This window comes from Enterobacter ludwigii, assembly GCF_001750725.1.
Taxonomy (GTDB): Bacteria; Pseudomonadota; Gammaproteobacteria; order Enterobacterales; family Enterobacteriaceae; genus Enterobacter; species Enterobacter ludwigii.
The window spans coordinates 815,364-831,965 of record NZ_CP017279.1; the positions used below are offsets into that span (position 1 = coordinate 815,364).

At 53.6% G+C, this 16,602-nt stretch carries 18 protein-coding genes; 7 read left to right on the top strand and 11 right to left on the bottom strand.

The window, feature by feature from the left end:
* Positions 1-48: 48 nt before the first annotated feature.
* Positions 49-1,809 carry an AAA family ATPase gene (locus BH714_RS03750; RefSeq protein WP_040017074.1) on the bottom strand — a complete coding sequence of 587 codons (1,761 nt, stop codon included), beginning with the start codon at positions 1,807-1,809 and terminating at the stop codon, positions 49-51.
* 186 nt (positions 1,810-1,995) lie between these two features.
* Here BH714_RS03750 and matP point away from each other — a divergent pair, with 186 nt between their 5' ends.
* The gene (gene matP / locus BH714_RS03755; RefSeq protein ID WP_014169429.1) at positions 1,996-2,448 is read left to right on the top strand and encodes a macrodomain Ter protein MatP; all 453 of its coding nucleotides are present in this window, start codon (positions 1,996-1,998) and stop codon (positions 2,446-2,448) included.
* 69 nt (positions 2,449-2,517) lie between these two features.
* On the opposite strand, the gene ompA is transcribed toward matP, so the two are convergent.
* Entirely contained in the window at positions 2,518-3,573 is a 1,056-nt protein-coding gene (gene ompA / locus BH714_RS03760) for a porin OmpA (protein WP_020884794.1), read from the bottom strand.
* 355 nt (positions 3,574-3,928) lie between these two features.
* Positions 3,929-4,438, bottom strand: a complete 510-nt coding sequence (gene sulA, locus BH714_RS03765) for an SOS-induced cell division inhibitor SulA (protein WP_032677816.1) — start codon at positions 4,436-4,438, stop codon at positions 3,929-3,931.
* A gap of 217 nt (positions 4,439-4,655) precedes the next feature.
* Between sulA and BH714_RS03770 the strand changes: the two genes are divergently transcribed.
* Positions 4,656-5,282 (top strand): TfoX/Sxy family DNA transformation protein, encoded by a 627-nt coding sequence (locus tag BH714_RS03770; protein WP_020884792.1) that lies wholly within the window; start codon positions 4,656-4,658, stop codon positions 5,280-5,282.
* On the opposite strand, the gene yccS is transcribed toward BH714_RS03770, so the two are convergent.
* Both yccS and BH714_RS03780 read right to left on the bottom strand, forming a co-directional pair.
* The gene (yccS, locus tag BH714_RS03775) at positions 5,239-7,401 is read right to left on the bottom strand and encodes a YccS family putative transporter (RefSeq protein ID WP_020884791.1); all 2,163 of its coding nucleotides are present in this window, start codon (positions 7,399-7,401) and stop codon (positions 5,239-5,241) included. The genes BH714_RS03770 and yccS overlap by 44 nt on opposite strands.
* 19 nt (positions 7,402-7,420) lie before the next feature.
* Entirely contained in the window at positions 7,421-7,867 is a 447-nt protein-coding gene (locus BH714_RS03780; RefSeq protein ID WP_025204535.1) for a YccF domain-containing protein, read from the bottom strand.
* Between the two features lie 123 nt (positions 7,868-7,990).
* Between BH714_RS03780 and helD the strand changes: the two genes are divergently transcribed.
* A complete protein-coding gene (helD, locus tag BH714_RS03785) occupies positions 7,991-10,045 on the top strand; it encodes a DNA helicase IV (protein ID WP_040017075.1) in 2,055 nt (684 codons plus the stop codon).
* Positions 10,046-10,103: 58 nt separating this feature from the next.
* On the opposite strand, the gene mgsA is transcribed toward helD, so the two are convergent.
* On the bottom strand, positions 10,104-10,562 hold the full coding sequence (mgsA, locus tag BH714_RS03790; RefSeq protein WP_020884788.1) for a methylglyoxal synthase: 459 nt from the start codon (positions 10,560-10,562) through the stop codon (positions 10,104-10,106).
* A gap of 80 nt (positions 10,563-10,642) precedes the next feature.
* A complete protein-coding gene (gene csgI / locus BH714_RS03795; protein WP_032679662.1) occupies positions 10,643-11,305 on the bottom strand; it encodes a curli synthesis inhibitor in 663 nt (220 codons plus the stop codon).
* Positions 11,306-11,477: 172 nt separating this feature from the next.
* Between csgI and BH714_RS03800 the strand changes: the two genes are divergently transcribed.
* Positions 11,478-11,894, top strand: a complete 417-nt coding sequence (locus tag BH714_RS03800; RefSeq protein WP_025204532.1) for a CoA-binding protein — start codon at positions 11,478-11,480, stop codon at positions 11,892-11,894.
* A gap of 34 nt (positions 11,895-11,928) precedes the next feature.
* On the opposite strand, the gene hspQ is transcribed toward BH714_RS03800, so the two are convergent.
* Both hspQ and rlmI read right to left on the bottom strand, forming a co-directional pair.
* Positions 11,929-12,246 carry a heat shock protein HspQ gene (gene hspQ / locus BH714_RS03805; protein WP_040017077.1) on the bottom strand — a complete coding sequence of 106 codons (318 nt, stop codon included), beginning with the start codon at positions 12,244-12,246 and terminating at the stop codon, positions 11,929-11,931.
* A gap of 60 nt (positions 12,247-12,306) precedes the next feature.
* Positions 12,307-13,497: a 23S rRNA (cytosine(1962)-C(5))-methyltransferase RlmI gene (rlmI, locus tag BH714_RS03810; RefSeq protein ID WP_040017081.1), complete on the bottom strand. Its 1,191-nt coding sequence runs from the start codon at positions 13,495-13,497 to the stop codon at positions 12,307-12,309.
* A gap of 175 nt (positions 13,498-13,672) precedes the next feature.
* Here rlmI and BH714_RS03815 point away from each other — a divergent pair, with 175 nt between their 5' ends.
* Genes BH714_RS03815 through yccX form a run of 3 tightly spaced genes read left to right on the top strand, consistent with a single transcriptional unit; the run spans position 13,673 to position 15,322 of the window.
* Positions 13,673-14,230 (top strand): kinase inhibitor, encoded by a 558-nt coding sequence (locus BH714_RS03815; RefSeq protein WP_040017082.1) that lies wholly within the window; start codon positions 13,673-13,675, stop codon positions 14,228-14,230.
* Between the two features lie 7 nt (positions 14,231-14,237).
* Positions 14,238-15,029: a helix-turn-helix transcriptional regulator gene (locus BH714_RS03820; RefSeq protein WP_040017083.1), complete on the top strand. Its 792-nt coding sequence runs from the start codon at positions 14,238-14,240 to the stop codon at positions 15,027-15,029.
* Between the two features lie 11 nt (positions 15,030-15,040).
* A complete protein-coding gene (gene yccX / locus BH714_RS03825; protein WP_040017084.1) occupies positions 15,041-15,322 on the top strand; it encodes an acylphosphatase in 282 nt (93 codons plus the stop codon).
* Here the strand turns inward: yccX and tusE are convergent.
* Positions 15,319-15,648, bottom strand: coding sequence for a sulfurtransferase TusE (gene tusE / locus BH714_RS03830; RefSeq protein WP_020884782.1), 330 nt, complete (start codon positions 15,646-15,648; stop codon positions 15,319-15,321). The two genes, yccX and tusE, sit on opposite strands and share 4 nt — an antisense overlap.
* Positions 15,649-15,736: 88 nt before the next feature.
* Positions 15,737-16,396 carry an FtsH protease modulator YccA gene (gene yccA / locus BH714_RS03835; RefSeq protein WP_014169445.1) on the bottom strand — a complete coding sequence of 220 codons (660 nt, stop codon included), beginning with the start codon at positions 16,394-16,396 and terminating at the stop codon, positions 15,737-15,739.
* Positions 16,397-16,602 lie beyond the last annotated feature (206 nt).

Genomic DNA, 16,602 nt, shown 5'->3' on the forward strand with positions numbered 1-16,602 from the left:
TAGTGAAGGACGCAGGATAGCTAACACGTGTACGCTGAACAAGTCCGATCAGTTTGAACTAAACCAGCCTAACCAGCGTAACGGCCAGGGATAACGATGACGAGCATCCTGCTGCGTCGCCTGAGCAATGCGCTCCTGGATAGTCTGCATCAGGGTTGTTTGCCCTTCGCCGTCCCATACCAGGTTTGTCAGTAAGGGTAGTGCATCATCAATGCCTTCGATGGCCCAGATGGTGAATTGTTCCTGTTCCACGGCATCCAGAATGTCCTGGCTGAGGCTCAAATGGCGCGCGTTAGGGGCAGGAATAATCACCCCCTGTTTGCCGTTTAACCCACGCTGCTGACAAATCGAGAAGAAGCCTTCAATCTTTTCGTTCAGACCACCCACTGGCTGCGCACGACCAAACTGATCGACCGAGCCGGTGATCGCGATGTTCTGATTAACTGGCACTTCTGCCAGGGCGCTGATTAAGGCGCACAGCTCCGCCATAGAGGCGCTATCACCATCGACTTCACTGTATGATTGCTCAAACGTCAGCGAGGCGGAGAAGGGGATTTGCTGCTCAAGCTGCAGCTCTGACATCAGGAACGCCTGCATGATCATCATGCCTTTAGCGTGAATGTTGCCGCCCAACTCGGCTTTGCGTTCGATATCAGTGAACTCACCGTCACCGACATGCACAACGCAACTGATGCGGGAAGGTTCCCCGAAAGCGCGCGGGTGGCCGGGGAATTCAATCACCGACAGGGCATTGATCTGCCCGATACGTTCGCCTTCGGTCTCAACCAGAATTTGTTCCAGCAGAATTTCATCCTGCATACGGTCAGCAAGATAGCCTTCACGCCACTCACGCTGCGCCAGCATCTGGGTAAGCTGCTCACCGGTGAATGCGCCGTTACCGCTGACGACACCCACTTCACGTAACTGCTTGCCGATCCAGAGCGGGCAGAGCGGCAGCGTCTCCTGGTCACCGGTGTAGCGAACCGCTTCGCGGATCAAACCAGGCCAGGCGTCGGCGGCCGGCGTTGGCAGTGCGAAACGTTCCGCAACGCTCAACACCCACTGGCACCACTGTGCCATATCATCGGCATCGGTAATCTGGATGTTATCTTCGTATTCGCTGTAGACCGCCTGCTCAGCCAGTTCGGGCTCCATCTCCTGGAAGTCAGCCAGCGATTCACGATCACCCGTCAGCACCACGGTCAGCGACAGCGGCATTGAAGGAACTGAGACGGGCAGGGGACGAGACTCGTCGTAGCCAACCCAGTCAAAACGCTGCTGATTAACCACCGTTTTCAGGCGCATCCACAGCAGAGGTTGTGAGAGGAGGGTGCGCAACGAGATGATCAGTACGCCGCCATTGGCGCGGTGCACCAGCCCAGGTTGCAGCGAGAGCTCACCGTTAAACTGGCGCAGACAACCAAAGAGTTGTTCAGCCTCGACCCAGTTAGCGGTAATCACTTCACCCCTGGCAGCAAAGCGGTCGTCGGGCTGCTCTGCCGGTTCGAATGTGACATCATGTCCCGCGATACGATATTGGCCGCCAAAGACGGCGTTCGCTTGCGGTCGCAACTGGCGCATGGCATCACCCAGAAGCGTCAGATATTCCGCTTCTTCCGGGGCCTTGAGCATCATGAAGGGTGATGTTGCCCAGGGGCTTAACACCTGCTCCAGCGCATAATGCAAACGGGGTTGCGTATCGCTAAGGATCAATTCGTGTTCTTTTGCGAGATCGGGTCGTGCAAACAGTTCCTGATAGCTCTCGGTATCCGGAACGAGGTCACGCCATGCAAGTTTCGTAATGGTCAAAGTTGATGTTTTTTAGTTAGATGTAAAAGCGTGGAGTATACCGTAAGCGGGGGGCTCTACCCAAGCAGGATTGGGCATTTCGGCAGAGCGATTGGCTGCATTCACTCACAGGATATGATTTCTTTTCAGCAGATTGCCAAAAAACTGATATTCTGAACAGAGTTACGTGGTAACACTGAGATCGCAATGAAATATCAACAACTGGAAAATCTCGAAAGCGGCTGGAAATGGAAGTACCTGGTCAAAAAGCACCGTGAAGGGGAGCTGATCACCTGCTACATCGAAGCCAGCGCAGCGCAAGAAGCCGTGGATATTTTGCTGACCCTCGAAAATGAACCGGTACAGGTTAACGGCTGGATTGAGAAACACATTAATCCTGCGTTGTTAAACCGGATGAAGCAAACTATTCGTGCGCGTCGCAAGCGGCATTTTAATGCGGAGCATCAGCACACTCGCAAAAAATCCATCGACCTGGAGTTTATGGTCTGGCAACGTCTGGCAGGGCTTGCGCAACGGCGTGGGAAAACGCTGTCAGAAACGATAGTGCAGTTGATTGAAGATGCCGAGCATAAAGAGAAGTACGCCAACCAGATGTCGACGCTGAAGAATGATCTTCAGGCTCTGTTGGGTAAGAAATAGATTTTTGTTTTCTTCAGATTCAGATAATAAAAAACCCCGCAGTGCGGGGTTTTTTTATAAGACGATAACTTATGCCGCTGGCTGAGTTACAACGTCTTTGATGCCTTTAACTTCGATCTCTACGCGACGATCTGGAGCCAGGCAGTCGATCAGTGCAGCGCGAGCTTTAACGTTGTCACAGGTGTTGCCAGTAACTGGGTTAGCTTCGCCCATACCACGTGGGGAGATCTTGTTAGCTGGGATACCTTTAGAGATCAGGTAATCAACAACAGACTGAGCACGTTTCTCAGACAGTTTCTGGTTGTAAGCGTCAGAACCGATACGGTCGGTGAAGCCCAGAACCACTACAGAACCGTCTTTAGGATCCAGGTTGCTCAGCTGGGTGTACAGCTGATCCAGTGCCTGCTGACCTTCTGGTTTCAGGGTAGCTTTGTTGAAGTTGAACAGAACGTCAGACTTCAGAGTGAAGTGCTTGGTCTGTACTTCTGGAGCTGGAGCCGGCGCTGGAGCAACGATTGGCGCTGCATCTTCCTGCTGGCCGAAACGGTAGGAAACACCTACGCTCAGCATGCCGTTGTCCGGACGAACACCAACGGTGTTGCCGTCGCCGATGTTGTTAACCCACTGGTATTCCAGACGGGTAGCGATATCACGGGTCATAGCCCACTCAACGCCACCAGCGAATACTGGGGAAACACCGGTGTCATGGTCGTCGCCAGCGATGCTGTTGCTGGAGTCAGCGCGCCATACCATGCCGCCCAGACGAGTGTACACGTCCAGATCGTCAGTTACTGGGTAACCCAGTTTAGCGGTCAGCTGTACGCCCTGAGCTTTAAAAGCGCCGTTTACGTTGTCGCCTTTGTATGGCATACGACCTAACCAGTCGTAACCCATTTCAAAACCAACATACGGGTTAACCTGATAGCCACCGAACGCACCTGCACCAAGCTGGCTCTCGTGAGTAGGGCCATCGTTGTTCAGGCTGCTGTTGTACCAGCCGGTGTCATGGAACTGAGACCAGCCCAGTTTACCACCTGCATACCAGGTATTATCTTTCGGAGCGGCCTGCGCTACGGTAGCGAAGCCAGCCAGTGCCACTGCAATCGCGATAGCTGTCTTTTTCATTTTTTGCGCCTCGTTATCATCCAAAATTCGCCATGAAGGTCTCAATAGAGATTCACGGTTAAATCCTTCACCGGGGGGGCGTGGTCAAATATAAATCTACCGATATCTTCGGCTTAGGCCGAGCACCCCTGGCGATGTAAAGTCTACAACGTAGCTGAAAACTTACAAGTGTGAAGTCCGTCAGGCATATGAAAAAAAAAGTTCCGTATACCGATTATTTAACATTTTTCGAACGAGTTTTGTGCAATAAAATTAAGGAGAACCGCACCAGACAAGCCTTGCCGCAGTTTTGGCGCCTGGAACTAAAATCGCATCTTGTGGTCAAAAAAAATTCCAGGAATAATCTTAATTTTCCTCAATGATACAAATTTGAGTGAATTTTTAGGCCAGAAAGTTGTCCTCTGCGATAAGAATCTGGTCGAACCGGGCGCATGATCAACCCGATCGCACTACCTTCTTCAGCCGCTTCAGTCAGTCGAAAATGTTCCTCATCGGTCAATTCGTCTGATAACCATCCAATCACCACGCTGTAATTCCCCGTACGTAACGCCCGGATCATCGATTCCACGGTATCGCAGGGAGAGAGTTGGTTAATTTGCATGACCTTTGTCAGCGGGAGGCCCGCGGACTGCACCCATTCACGGCTCAGTTTTTGTTGAGGCGTCAGCCAAAGCTGCCAGCGCGACTGCTGACCAAGCTGTTGTAATAACGGCAACAGCAGAAGTTGAGTGAGCAGGGGCTGGTCTTCACGATAAACCACTTCACTGATAAGCCCTGTCGAAACACGCCCGGTGGAATTCTGCGTGACATTGCCAGCGGAAGAAGAGAGAGAGGTTGAGCGATTTGCATAGCCTGAAGTGTACATATTCATTCCAGCCCTGTAGTTACTGTATGGATATACAGTAACCCCTGTATGCATAAAGATCAACCTCATTTTCGGAAAGCGACTCGCAAAATTCATTCATTATTGATGCGCCTGGAAAAATCATCTTGCTCAACGACGATAAGTTGCCTATTTTCCTGCTAACGGATCCGCTAGTAAGAAATTTCGTTGTTACTTTATGATTTTGAAGGGAAATATCATGAAAAAGATATCTTATGAACGGATTTATAAATCCCAGGAATACCTTTCACCCTTAGGTGAAATCCACCATCGTGCGCTGTTCGGGGGGTATACCCTGGCCGTAGATGATGCCGTCTTCGCTATGGTCTCCGACGGGGAGCTGTATCTCCGGGCCTGTGAGGAAAGTGCAAAATACTGTGTAAAAAATGCCTCATCATTCTTAACCCTGATGAAACGGGGTCGCCCGGTGCTGCTCAATTATTATCGTGTCGATGACGGACTGTGGCAGGACAGAGAACGGCTGCTTCAGCTCTCCTCGTTCGCGCTCAATGCGGCACGAAAAGAGCGTTCGCAGCGTGATCGGCGAAACCGCCTCAAGGACTTGCCCAATCTCACCTTTCAGCTTGAAGTGCTGCTCTTTGAAGCCGGAATCACTGATGAAGAGACGCTGCGGGAGCTGGGTGCCCGTGCGAGCTGGCTAAAGATGCGGGCGAAAAATAAAGCGCTTAGCATTAAAGTGCTCTTCGCACTGGAAGGGGCCATCGCCGGACTTCATGAGGCGGCACTCCCGGCGGGAATTCGCCGGGAGTTAACGGAGTGGTTTAATGCGCTGCCTGAGCCACAGGAGAATCACTCCTCCAGGTAGCGATCTGCAGTTGCAGTCGGCAAATTTCTGGCAGCAGAGCGATAAGGAGGCCAATCTGCTGAAGAACCAGCGGTGCTTTGCTGTCGCTTCCCGGGTCAATATGCGTAATACGCTGAGCCAGTTCATCCAGCGCGTGTTGAACGCGAGGCTCATCGGCTGGTCGGTGATGAAGCGCGTCATCGACATAGCATACGGCATCATCCAGCAGGGCGAGGATGGCCGGGTGAGTCAATTTCTCACGGTGGGCACCCAGCGTCGAAATATAGCTGGTGAAGGTATGGTTCAGACAGAGCAGGCGGAAAGCCGTTTCCCGAATTTCTGCCGTGGCGCGAGGCTCTGTGGACATGTTAGAGACCACCGAAGCCAGTTCAGCATCACAGTTATGCGCATCGCGGCGTGCGATACGATAAGCCAGACGGTTATCGCGACCCTGATGATACTGCTCAAGGATGGCATCAAGGTATCGACAGTTCGCATTCATCGCCCTGTCTACCACACGCGGTAAATTACGGAACCGCCAGTCCGGCCAGATAAAACTGACCGCCGCCCAGGCGATAGCGCAGCCAATCAGCGTATCTATCACGCGGGGCAGGGCCACTTCAAATCCTTCACCCAGCAGGTTAAAGCAGAGTAGCACCAGCAGCGTGATGAACATTGTGGCATGCGCATACTGCACATTACGGAAGGCGAAGAACAACACACCGGTGATCACGATCAGGATCAGCTGGCCTTCGACAGAGGGCACGAAATAGAGCACCGGCAGCCCAATAGCGACGCCCACCAGCGTACCAATAATACGTAGCGCAAGGCGGTGGCGGGTGGCGTTATAGTTTGGCTGGCAAACAAACAGGCTGGTCAGCAGGATCCAGTAACCGTGATGTAACCCGGTTATCTGAATGATGGCATAACCCACGCACAGCACCAGTGACATCCTCACCGCATGGCGAAACAGTGCCGATTCCGGCGTAAAGTTGCGGCTCAGTCGCAGCCACATATCGCTGAAGCTATGCACGCTGTCATCAGCAAGCTGATTCTCCACATCTTTATCGGGGAGCGCCATCGCCTGCTCGGATTCAATGGTAGCCAGCTGAGCATCTATCGCCCGCAGGTTATTCAGCAAAAATCCCAGTGCTTTAATATGTTCCGGCGACGTTCCACTGGCCTGAACGCGATCGAGCGCCGCATCAAGATGGCTAAATACGCGTTCGAAGCGCGGGTCATGTTGATAAGGCGTACGCAGCAAAATGGAGCGTGCCAGCTGCTGGCACGCCTGAGACTGCATCGACAGCAGGCGCTGGAAGCGGAACATCACGTCGCTGTAGCGGAACTTCTCGCGCAGGGCAGCATACTGAACGTGCGAGGAGCTGGCACGCTCATGTATATCCTGCGCCGCGAAATAGTAGTGCAAGGTTCTTCGCGTTCCGCGCTGACCGCGATCGCCCCGCAGACGGGTAAGCAGTGAGGCTTTCGTCTGGTTAAGCGTGGCGACCAGTTGACCGTTGGCCAGAGCCAAATCGTAGAGCGGAGACTGGCTCTCCTCCTCGATATCCGGATCGAAGAGCCGGGATTTTAGCTCAAGATAGTGGGCCAGTTGCTCAAAGCTGCGGGCAAGATTGTCCTGAAGAGGGCGAACCGGAAAAATAAGATGCCCGGTTAACGTCAGCAGGTTATACCAGATGGCCCCCAGCAGCAGCAGTATGGGTTGCTGGTACCATTGATCGTAAAGGGAAACACCCAGCATGGTGTAAATGGCGATCAGCAGGGCACCAAAGGCGATAGTGGCATAGCGCTGCCCAAGGCCGCCAAGCAAAATAAACCCGCTGGTAGAGAGCGTAAGGCCAATGGCAAACAGCCAGGGCCAGGGGAAGAGCAGCTCCACGGAGGCTGACGCGATAAAAAAACAGACCAGCGTAATCACAAGATTACGCAGGCGCCCGGCAAGGCGATCGTCCAGATCCGCCAGCGCCCCCGCAACCACTCCCAGCGTGAGCGGGATGGTGAGTTTTACGTCATTCAGCCACCACGGCAGGGCAACCGTGCCGCAAAGTGCGATAAATATTCTGACGTTATAAAGCCAGATGCTGTTCCAGGTATAACGGCGAAGCAGTGGGCTTAGCATAAGCACGGCCAGTCCTTATTTACTGAAAACGACGACGCGCGTTTGCTTCACGTGCCGCCTGTGCCACTTCTACCGGAACGACCCTGCGCCCGACTGGCCAAAGCGCGATGGCGGCAATCTTAAAGTTCGCGATCCCCACCGGAATACCAATAATGGATATGCACTGGGCAATACCGGCAAAGATATGCATCACACACAGCCACCAGCCGAAGAAAACCAGCCACAGAATATTGAGAACTGTGCCTCCCGTGTTCAGCAGTGCGTTTTTGCTCTCCGGGTTCAGTTCGTCAACGTGGACGGCTTCATTCCCGTACGGGATGAAAGAGAGTTTGGTGATTTCCCAGCAGGAGCGGGTCAGGGGGAGCGTAAAAATAAGGACGATGCTCACCAGCGTGGCAAAAAGCCAGGCAAGAGTGGTGGCAAAACCGCCTAACACAAAATTCAAAACATTCAGAACAGTACGCATAAACCCTCAGTTCCTTTCGATATGATTAACGCCCAGTGATTGTAACGTTTTTTTAGGCTGGAGCACCTTAAAACTGGCAGTTAAACTGTCAGGTAAATTATCTCTTCGTGGATTCGGCTGGACATGGAACTGAAAGCAACATCATTAGGCAGACGCCTGGCGCAACACCCCTACGACAGGGTTGTCCTCCTTAATGCCGGAGTGAAAGTCTCCGGAGAACGCCACGAATACCTCATTCCGTTTAATCAACTGCTGGCTATCCACTGTAAACGCGGGTTGGTCTGGGGCGAACTGGAGTTTGTCCTGCCTGACGATAAAGTCGTGCGCCTTCACGGTACCGAGTGGGCTGAGACCCAGCGCTTCCATCATCACCTGAATATGCTCTGGCAGCAGTGGAGCCAGGATATGAGCGTGATTGCCGCTCAGGTACTGCAGCAGGTACTGAACGATATTGCACAAAGTAACGAGCAACAAACGTGGCTCACCCGCCAGCAGACGGCCGGGTTGCAGCAAAAGATTAGGCAGGCGCTGGCGGCACTGCCGTTATCCGTGACGCGTCTTGACGAGTTCGACAATTGCCGTGACGCCTGGCGTCAGTGTCAGGCCTGGCTTGGCGATACAGACAAGAGCCGGCTGGCGCACAACCAGGCGTGGACAGATGCCATGCTGACCCGTTATGCCGACTTTTTCAGCACGGTTGAATCTTCACCGCTTAACCCTGCACAGGCGCGCGCCGTGGTTAACGGCGAGCACTCCCTGCTGGTGCTGGCGGGTGCCGGAAGCGGCAAAACGTCGGTGCTGGTGGCCCGTGCGGGTTGGCTACTGACAACGGGTGAGGCTGTTGCCGACCAGATACTGTTGCTGGCGTTTGGCCGTAAGGCAGCCGAGGAGATGGACGAACGCATACAGGAACGCCTGCATACCCGGGATATTACCGCCAGAACCTTCCATGCCCTGGCGCTGCATATCATTCAGCAGGGCAGTAAAAAAGTGCCTGCCATCAGCAAGCTGGAAAACGACACGCAGGCGCGTCAGGCGTTGTTCATTAAAACGTGGCGTCAGCAGTGCAGTGAGAAAAAGGCGCAGGCTAAAGGGTGGCGTCAGTGGCTGGAAGAAGAACTCAACTGGGACGTACCGGAAGGCAATTTCTGGCAGGATGAAAAACTGGCTCGTCGCCTGGGCTCTCGCCTCGACCGCTGGGTTAGCCTGATGCGGATGCACGGCGGATCGCAAGCCGAGATGATTGAAAGCGCGCCGGAGACGATCCGCGCCCTGTTTTCGAAGCGGGTTAAGCTGATGGCCCCGATGCTGAAAGCCTGGAAAACCGCGCTGAAAGAGGAAAATGCCGTCGATTTCTCCGGTTTGATCCATCAGGCCATTATCATTCTTGAGAAGGGCCGTTTTGTCAGCCCGTGGAAGCATATCCTGGTGGATGAATTCCAGGATATCTCGCCGCAACGTGCCGCGCTGCTCTCGGCGTTAAGGGCGCAAAATAAACATACCTCGCTGTTTGCGGTGGGCGATGACTGGCAGGCTATCTATCGCTTCAGCGGGGCACAGCTCTCCCTGACGACTGCATTCCATCACTATTTTGGCGAAGGCGATCGCAGCGATCTGGATACCACCTACCGCTTTAATTCCCGGATTGGTGAAGTTGCTAACCGCTTTATCCAGCAGAACCCGCATCAGCTGGCAAAACCGCTAAATAGCCTCCGGGCCGGGGACAAAAAAGCCGTTACCCTGCTGGCGGACGATCAGCTGGAGCCGCTGCTGGACAAACTGAGCGGCTATGCGAAGCCGGATGAACGTATTCTGGTGCTGGCACGCTATCACCATCTTAAGCCTGCGGCGCTGGAAAAAGCCGCGACCCGCTGGCCGAAGCTGCAGCTCGATTTTATGACCATCCACGCCAGCAAAGGACAGCAGGCCGACTATGTGATAGTGATGGGGCTTAAAGAGGGGAGCGATGGTTTCCCGGCTCCGGCACGAGAGTCGGTAATGGAACAGGCATTACTGCCGGTCCCGGAAGATTTTCCGGACGCCGAAGAGCGGCGTTTGCTGTACGTGGCGATGACCCGCGCGCGTCATCGCGTGTGGCTGCTGTTCAACAAAGAGGAGCCGTCGGTGTTTGTCGATATTCTGAAGAGTATTGATGTGCCAGTGGTGAGGAAGCCTTAACGGGATAGCGGAGCGGTAATATTGCAGGCCCGGTAAGCATGTCGCCACCGGGCAAAAACTACTTCAGTCTTTCGGAAAGATAGCGCTGATAATCCGGGATCAGGATCTCAACCGGTGAGTTGAAGTGTGGTGATTCAATGATGAAATCTGCCGTCGACAGGTTCGTCGCCACCGGAATATTCCATACCGTTGCCAGACGCAGCAGGGCTTTGACATCCGGGTCGTGCGGAACCGCATTCAGCGGATCCCAGAAGAAAATCAGTACATCAATTTTCCCTTCAGAGATCTGAGCGCCGACCTGCTGGTCGCCGCCCATCGGGCCGCTCAGCATGGCATTGACCTCCAGACCCGTTTCGCGGTGGATCAGGTTACCGGTTGTCCCGGTCGCTGAGAGAGCATGCTTTTCCAGCAATGGCTGATGGCGGCGAACCCAGTTAAGCAGCATTTGTTTACAGTGATCGTGCGCAACCAGAGCAATGTGTTTGCGTTCCGGTAGCGTGCGTGTTGTCAGTTCCATAATCTTATCCATCAGGTTAACTGACTACACGATGACGGGAACCGCCTGACGCTGCAAGAGAAAGGCGAAAAAAATGTGGCTTATGATGAAGGTTGTTGCTTTACCCACTGTAAAAAACGGGCCCGGGTCTCAGGATCGGCCTGCTGGAACCAGAATTTAAGACGCTGTTCCGTCAGCGTCTGGGACTGTGGCGGAATAACATCCAGCTCTGAGACACCGGACAGCAGCGTACTGTCGTCGGCCATCCTGGTGGCAAACTGTGGAAGGGAAGCGCGTTTGCCCGCCTTGTTATAGATTTCGGTCGCGGCCTCGTAATCGGTGCCTTTCGGGGACGAGGTTAACGCCAGAATATCGAGTTTTACCGGAATCGGCATTGAATCCCCGTCCAGCAGTTCAAGGCGCGGAGAGGCGTCAAAGGCCGCCGACTCTTTTTCGGTTTCAAGACGCGGGAGGGTAATGTTCACCTGACTGACCCGCTGGGTATTAAAGCTGACAATCAGCGGCGCAGAGATATACATGCGTTGTTCATGATTAGCGAGGCCGATGGTTTTTTCTACCCGCAATACCAGCTGGTGTGGCCCATTATCAAGTTCGATGCTGTCCGCACCGCGCAACAAGGAACTGGACACTTTTTTTCCGTCCAGCACCAGCAGATCAATATCCGTTGTAAGCCGTAGCGTGGTCGCAAAGACGCAAACTGGCATCACTAACGCAATCACAGCAGTGGCAATGCCGGTTTTCATAGAGGGCTCCTGTTGAAATGACTCGGCCGCGGTAATGTATCCAAATATTTCGATAATCACGTTTACTAACATATAGACATATTCTGCCGTTTTGCCCTCATGCATCTGCATGGGATGCATGGTTGAGATGTGCGCTTTGACGTACACTCATAAAAAAGCCTGGAGGAAAACCATGAAAGAGAACGAAATTGCCGAGATTCTGACATCGACGCGCACGATTGCACTGGTAGGGGCAAGCGATAAACCGGATCGCCCAAGCTACCGGGTGATGAAGTACCTTCTCGATCAGGGCTATCACGTCATCCCTGTGTCGCCGAAAGTGGCCGGTAAAACCTTACTCGGTCAGCAGGGATACGCCACGCTGAACGAGGTACCTGAAAAAGTCGACATGGTGGATGTTTTCCGCAACTCCGAGGCAGCGTGGGGAGTGGCACAAGAGGCCATCGCCATCGGCGCGAAAACGCTGTGGATGCAGTTGGGTGTCATTAACGAGCAGGCGGCGGTGCTGGCGCGAGAAGCCGGTCTGACGGTGGTAATGGACCGATGTCCGGCGATTGAGATTCCCCGTCTGGGGCTGGCGAAGTCATAAAAAAAAGCCCGTTTATCGGGCTTTTTTTACACGCTTAGTTCCGCAGGCGCGGGGCCTGTAACTGTTTGCGGATAGTCTGAGCAAGTTCATCCATCGTGGGTTGCTCTGGATGCTCATCCTGCAGTTCGCTACTCAGCTGCGCTTCAGCAAGGTAGGTGTGAACGGGTTGTCCATCATCCCCCTCCAACACCACATGATACCAGGGCGCGGCGCGAAGCTCTGCGTTAACCGCCAGCTCATCCGCTGACGGTTCATCAAGGGAATACTCCGGGTCGATATCCACGACCACACCCAAATACCCTAGCAAAGTGTGGCGGACCTGCTGGCCGATACCGAATTTGCTGGCAATCATAGTCACCTCCCGGGAAACACTACTTACACGTTATGTGCGGGCAATATTTCTCTTTTCAAGTTACATGACGCGACAGGCAAACCCTTTCAGATACAGCCCTTCCGGGTAGGTAGCGATCACCGGGTGATCGGCTGCCTGACGGAACTGTTCTATAAATTGTACATCACGACCAGCATCTATTGCGGCATCAGCGATGATTTTCTGAAATAAATCTGTGGTCATCAGGCCGGAGCAGGAGAAGGTGAGAAGCACTCCACCCGGGTTCAGCAGCTGGATGGCCAGCATGTTGATATCCTTATAGCCGCGGCAGGCACCCATCAGCTGACTTTTGTTCTCCACAAACTTCGGTGGATCCATCACGATGACGTCGAATTTCTCGCCCTGATCGCGATACTTACGCAGCAGCTTGAAGACGTCATCGCGAACAAACTCGGCTTTGCTCAGATCCAGCTTGTTCAGCTCGACGTTTTGTTTCGCCACGTCCAGCGCTTCCTGAGAGGTATCAACGCTGACAACCTGGGCACAGCCGCCCATCAGCGCCGAGACGGCGAAACCGCCGGTATAGGAGAAGCAGTTCAGCACGCGTTTGTCGGCAACATACTGGCGAGTGGCCAGGCGGCTGTCACGCTGGTCCAGGTAGTAACCCGTTTTATGGCCGCCCTGGATATCCACCAGCAGCTTCATACCGTGCTCTTCGATTGGCAACAGGGCAGGCGGCAGTTCACCAGTGACCGGACCTTGCGTCAGCTCCATGCCCTCTTTTTTGCGCACTGCCACATCGCTGCGGTCATAAATGGCGCATTCCGGGAAAACCGATTGCAACGCGCTGATCAGCGCGGCACGTTGATATTCAGCCCCTGCGCTTAACAGTTGCAGTACCAGGAAGTTACCGAAGCGGTCGATCGTCACGCCAGGCAGACCATCGGACTCACCGGCAATCACACGGTAGCTGTCCAGACCGTCACGCTTTGCCAGCCAATCACGCCACTGCTGCGCCTGCTGTAAACGACGAACGAAGAAATCAATATCGATCGTTTCATCTTTATCAAAGGTCCAGACGCGAGCGCGGATTTGGGATGCTGGCGAATATGCGCCTCGCGCTAACCATTTCCCCTGATGGTCAACGATATCGATGGTCTCTCCGAGGCTGGCTTTGCCTTCCATACGGGCTACTGCACCGGAAAAGACCCAGGGATGGCGGCGCAATAATGACTTCTCGCGCCCTTTGGCTAACACTAAACGTACACTCATAATTTGCTATTCTGTCGATTCCAGGGAAATGGCGCGTAGAGTAGCACATTCAGCAAGTCGCAATCATCTGCGGATGCCTTTGAGCGTTTCGGCACAAAATCAAATCGCTTAGGCACAGTGCTGCGCTGCAGTGGGCTTTACAGTAGGGTTTCCGGTACAGCAAAGGGAAACACAAATGAGAAAGCGCCTTGCGATAGCAGTAACCACCCTGGCGGTGGTCAGTTTTCATGTTTTAGCGGCATCGTCTTTCACCATCAGCAGTCAGGATCTGGCCAGTGAACGCCCGTTGTCGCAACAGCAGGTGTTTGACGGGTTTGGGTGTCACGGTGGGAATCACTCTCCACAACTGGCGTGGAAAAATCCGCCTGTCGGGACGAAAAGTTTCGCAGTCACGGTATTTGACCCTGATGCCCCTACCGGAAGTGGATGGTGGCACTGGACGGTGGTCAATATTCCCCTCCAGACGCTGACGCTTCCCGCCGATGCCGGAAACCCGAAGGGGGAGACATTACCGGCCGGGGTTGTGCAGGGGCGTAATGATTTCGGTTATTCTGGTTTCGGCGGCGCATGTCCGCCCAAAGGGGATAAGCCGCACCGTTATCAGTTTACCGTCTGGGCGCTGGATGTGGATAAATTGCCTGTCGACAGGAATGCCAGCGGCGCGCTGGTGGGTTTTATGCTTAACAGTCACGTCCTGGCGAAGGCCAGCTTAACCGTTACCTACAGCAGATAAGGATGGCATGGTGCAGGGAGTCCAGTTTCAACATAAACATTTGACGGCTGGTGAAGTGAGCGCCAGTAAAATGCATCACCTGCACCAGGTTAAACTCTTTCTTCCTGCCATTTGCCATATCACTCACGGCAGTAAAGTGATTGTTCAGGACGATAACCGCCTGGTGGCGACGAAAGCGTCGCTGATCATTATTCCCGCCAATACGCCGCTGGAGATCATAAATCAACCCGCGAATGGTCTCTTTCGTTCTGACTTATTGATGTTGTCACCGGAGCTTCTGGCGGAGTTTAAAACGCATTACCTGAAATCCTGGCCGCGAACAGAATTACATTCCCTCTGTGCTCCCCTGAGTGAGGGGCTGGCATTTATGTGGAGTAACCTGCTGCATGCCGTGCGTCAGGATTTACCGGAGGCGTTACAAAAGCATCAGGCTTTCGGCCTTTTGCTGGCATTGCTACATGACGGCGTCGCAGGGCCGTTGCTTATAGCGCGTAATAGCCACCAGTCCGAGCAGGTGCGGCAGTTCATCATGCTGTCGCCCGCCAGGGCCTGGACTGCACAGGATGTTGCCAGCCGCCTGGCATTGAGCGTGCCGACGCTACGCAGACGGTTACGCGAAGAGTCGCAGAGTTTTCGCCAGATTGTTGAGGAGGTGAGGATGGCCGTTGCGCTGTCACACTTACAGTCAACCCGGTTACCTATTGGCGAAATCGCATTACAATGTGGTTATCTTTCCAGCTCTCGTTTTACTGCCCGTTTCCGGCAACATTATGGCTGTTTGCCGAAAACGCTACGTTAAGGAGTAGAAAAATGTCAAAAATCTGCACAATTGCCTGGGTACACGGCATGGTTCAGGGCGTCGGATTCCGTTACAGCACGCAGCGTGAAGCTATGCAGCTGGGGCTCACGGGATACGCGCGAAACAGGGATGATGGCAGCGTTGAGATCGTTGCCTGTGGTGATGCGGAGCAGGTTGAAAAGCTGGTTGCATGGCTGAAAGCTGGTGGGCCGCGCAGCGCGCGGGTTGATAAGGTTTTAACCGAACCCCATCAACCCGGCCGGGAATACGTTAACTTCGGTATTCGCTACTAAATGCATTTCACCGGTTTTGGCAGGCCGGCAATTTTGGTGGCCTGTTTTGCCGGGCCTTTCGGGAACAGGCGATACAGGTAACGGCTGTTGCCTTTCTCTTCACCGAATTTATTGGCCATTGCCTTGACCAGCATGCGGATCGCCGGGGAGGTGTTGAATTCGAGATAGAATTCGCGCACAAAACGCACCACTTCCCAGTGTTCCGGGGAGAGGGCGATACCTTCGTTTTCGGCGATTTTTTCCGCCAGCGGCTCGCTCCACTGGCTGCTCTCTTTCAGATAACCGTCGTTATCAGTTTCAATCTCTTTACCTTCAAAACTCAACATAGTCATTCACGCGTCAGTCAAAAACCGCAGCAGTGTACCAAAAAACAAAGCCCCGCATAAGCGGGGCTCTGGTTCACAGCATTGTTGATTAATCGCGGCTGGCGAAGCCCAGGATGCTCAACAGGCTGACAAAGATGTTGTACAGCGATACATACAGGCTCACGGTGGCGCGGATATAGTTCGTCTCACCGCCGTGAATGATGTTGCTGGTTTCATACAGGATTGCGCCAGAAGAAATCAGAATAAACACGGCGCTGATCGCCAGGTGCAGGGCAGGCAGCTGCAGGAAGATGTTTGCCACCATACCTACCAGCACCACCACGATACCTGCCATCAGCATACCGCCGAGGAAGGACATATCCTTACGGGTGGTCAGCACGTAGGCCGAACAGCAGAAGAACACCAGCGCGGTACCGCCCAGCGCCATGCCAATCACGTCGCCCATACCGGCGGACAGATATGCGTTGAGGATGGGCCCCAGGATATAGCCCAGGAAACCCGTAAAGGCGAACGCGGACAGAATACCCACCGGTTTATCAGCAGTTTTGTAGGTCAGGAACATCAGACCATACATCCCCACCAGCGTCAGGATCAGACCCGGTGACGGCAGCATCAGCACGGTGCTGGCGGTTGCGGTCATCGCCGAGAATGCCAGCGTCAGGCTGAGCATGAAATAGGTATTGCGCAGCACCTTGTGGGTACTGAGTAGCGATGTGCGGTCGCGTGAAGAAGTAATTATACGATCCATGAGTCACTCTCTTATGACAGATGTAATTAGCGGAAAGAATAAGAAACGGCGCGCCAGTCTCAAAGTGGTTTTACCCATCTTTACTCAGGACGTTAGCGTTACAGCTGGTTGTTTATTCTTCAGAAAACCTTTTCAGCAGAATGAACAACGGTTTGCTTCATTTATTCAGATCAAGCTCTTATAGGTTACTGAAAAATATTGCGTTA

Excerpts from the sequence above, each read along its gene's own strand:
- matP (WP_014169429.1), top strand. The coding sequence starts at position 1,996 with ATGAAATATCAACAACTGGAAAATCTCGAAAGCGGCTGGAAATGGAAG.
- ompA (WP_020884794.1), bottom strand. The coding sequence starts at position 3,573 with ATGAAAAAGACAGCTATCGCGATTGCAGTGGCACTGGCTGGCTTCGCT.
- sulA (WP_032677816.1), bottom strand. The coding sequence starts at position 4,438 with ATGTACACTTCAGGCTATGCAAATCGCTCAACCTCTCTCTCTTCTTCC.
- BH714_RS03770 (WP_020884792.1), top strand. The coding sequence starts at position 4,656 with ATGAAAAAGATATCTTATGAACGGATTTATAAATCCCAGGAATACCTT.
- yccS (WP_020884791.1), bottom strand. The coding sequence starts at position 7,401 with ATGCTAAGCCCACTGCTTCGCCGTTATACCTGGAACAGCATCTGGCTT.
- BH714_RS03780 (WP_025204535.1), bottom strand. The coding sequence starts at position 7,867 with ATGCGTACTGTTCTGAATGTTTTGAATTTTGTGTTAGGCGGTTTTGCC.
- helD (WP_040017075.1), top strand. The coding sequence starts at position 7,991 with ATGGAACTGAAAGCAACATCATTAGGCAGACGCCTGGCGCAACACCCC.
- mgsA (WP_020884788.1), bottom strand. The coding sequence starts at position 10,562 with ATGGAACTGACAACACGCACGCTACCGGAACGCAAACACATTGCTCTG.
- csgI (WP_032679662.1), bottom strand. The coding sequence starts at position 11,305 with ATGAAAACCGGCATTGCCACTGCTGTGATTGCGTTAGTGATGCCAGTT.
- BH714_RS03800 (WP_025204532.1), top strand. The coding sequence starts at position 11,478 with ATGAAAGAGAACGAAATTGCCGAGATTCTGACATCGACGCGCACGATT.
- hspQ (WP_040017077.1), bottom strand. The coding sequence starts at position 12,246 with ATGATTGCCAGCAAATTCGGTATCGGCCAGCAGGTCCGCCACACTTTG.
- rlmI (WP_040017081.1), bottom strand. The coding sequence starts at position 13,497 with ATGAGTGTACGTTTAGTGTTAGCCAAAGGGCGCGAGAAGTCATTATTG.
- BH714_RS03815 (WP_040017082.1), top strand. The coding sequence starts at position 13,673 with ATGAGAAAGCGCCTTGCGATAGCAGTAACCACCCTGGCGGTGGTCAGT.
- BH714_RS03820 (WP_040017083.1), top strand. The coding sequence starts at position 14,238 with ATGGTGCAGGGAGTCCAGTTTCAACATAAACATTTGACGGCTGGTGAA.
- yccX (WP_040017084.1), top strand. The coding sequence starts at position 15,041 with ATGTCAAAAATCTGCACAATTGCCTGGGTACACGGCATGGTTCAGGGC.
- tusE (WP_020884782.1), bottom strand. The coding sequence starts at position 15,648 with ATGTTGAGTTTTGAAGGTAAAGAGATTGAAACTGATAACGACGGTTAT.
- yccA (WP_014169445.1), bottom strand. The coding sequence starts at position 16,396 with ATGGATCGTATAATTACTTCTTCACGCGACCGCACATCGCTACTCAGT.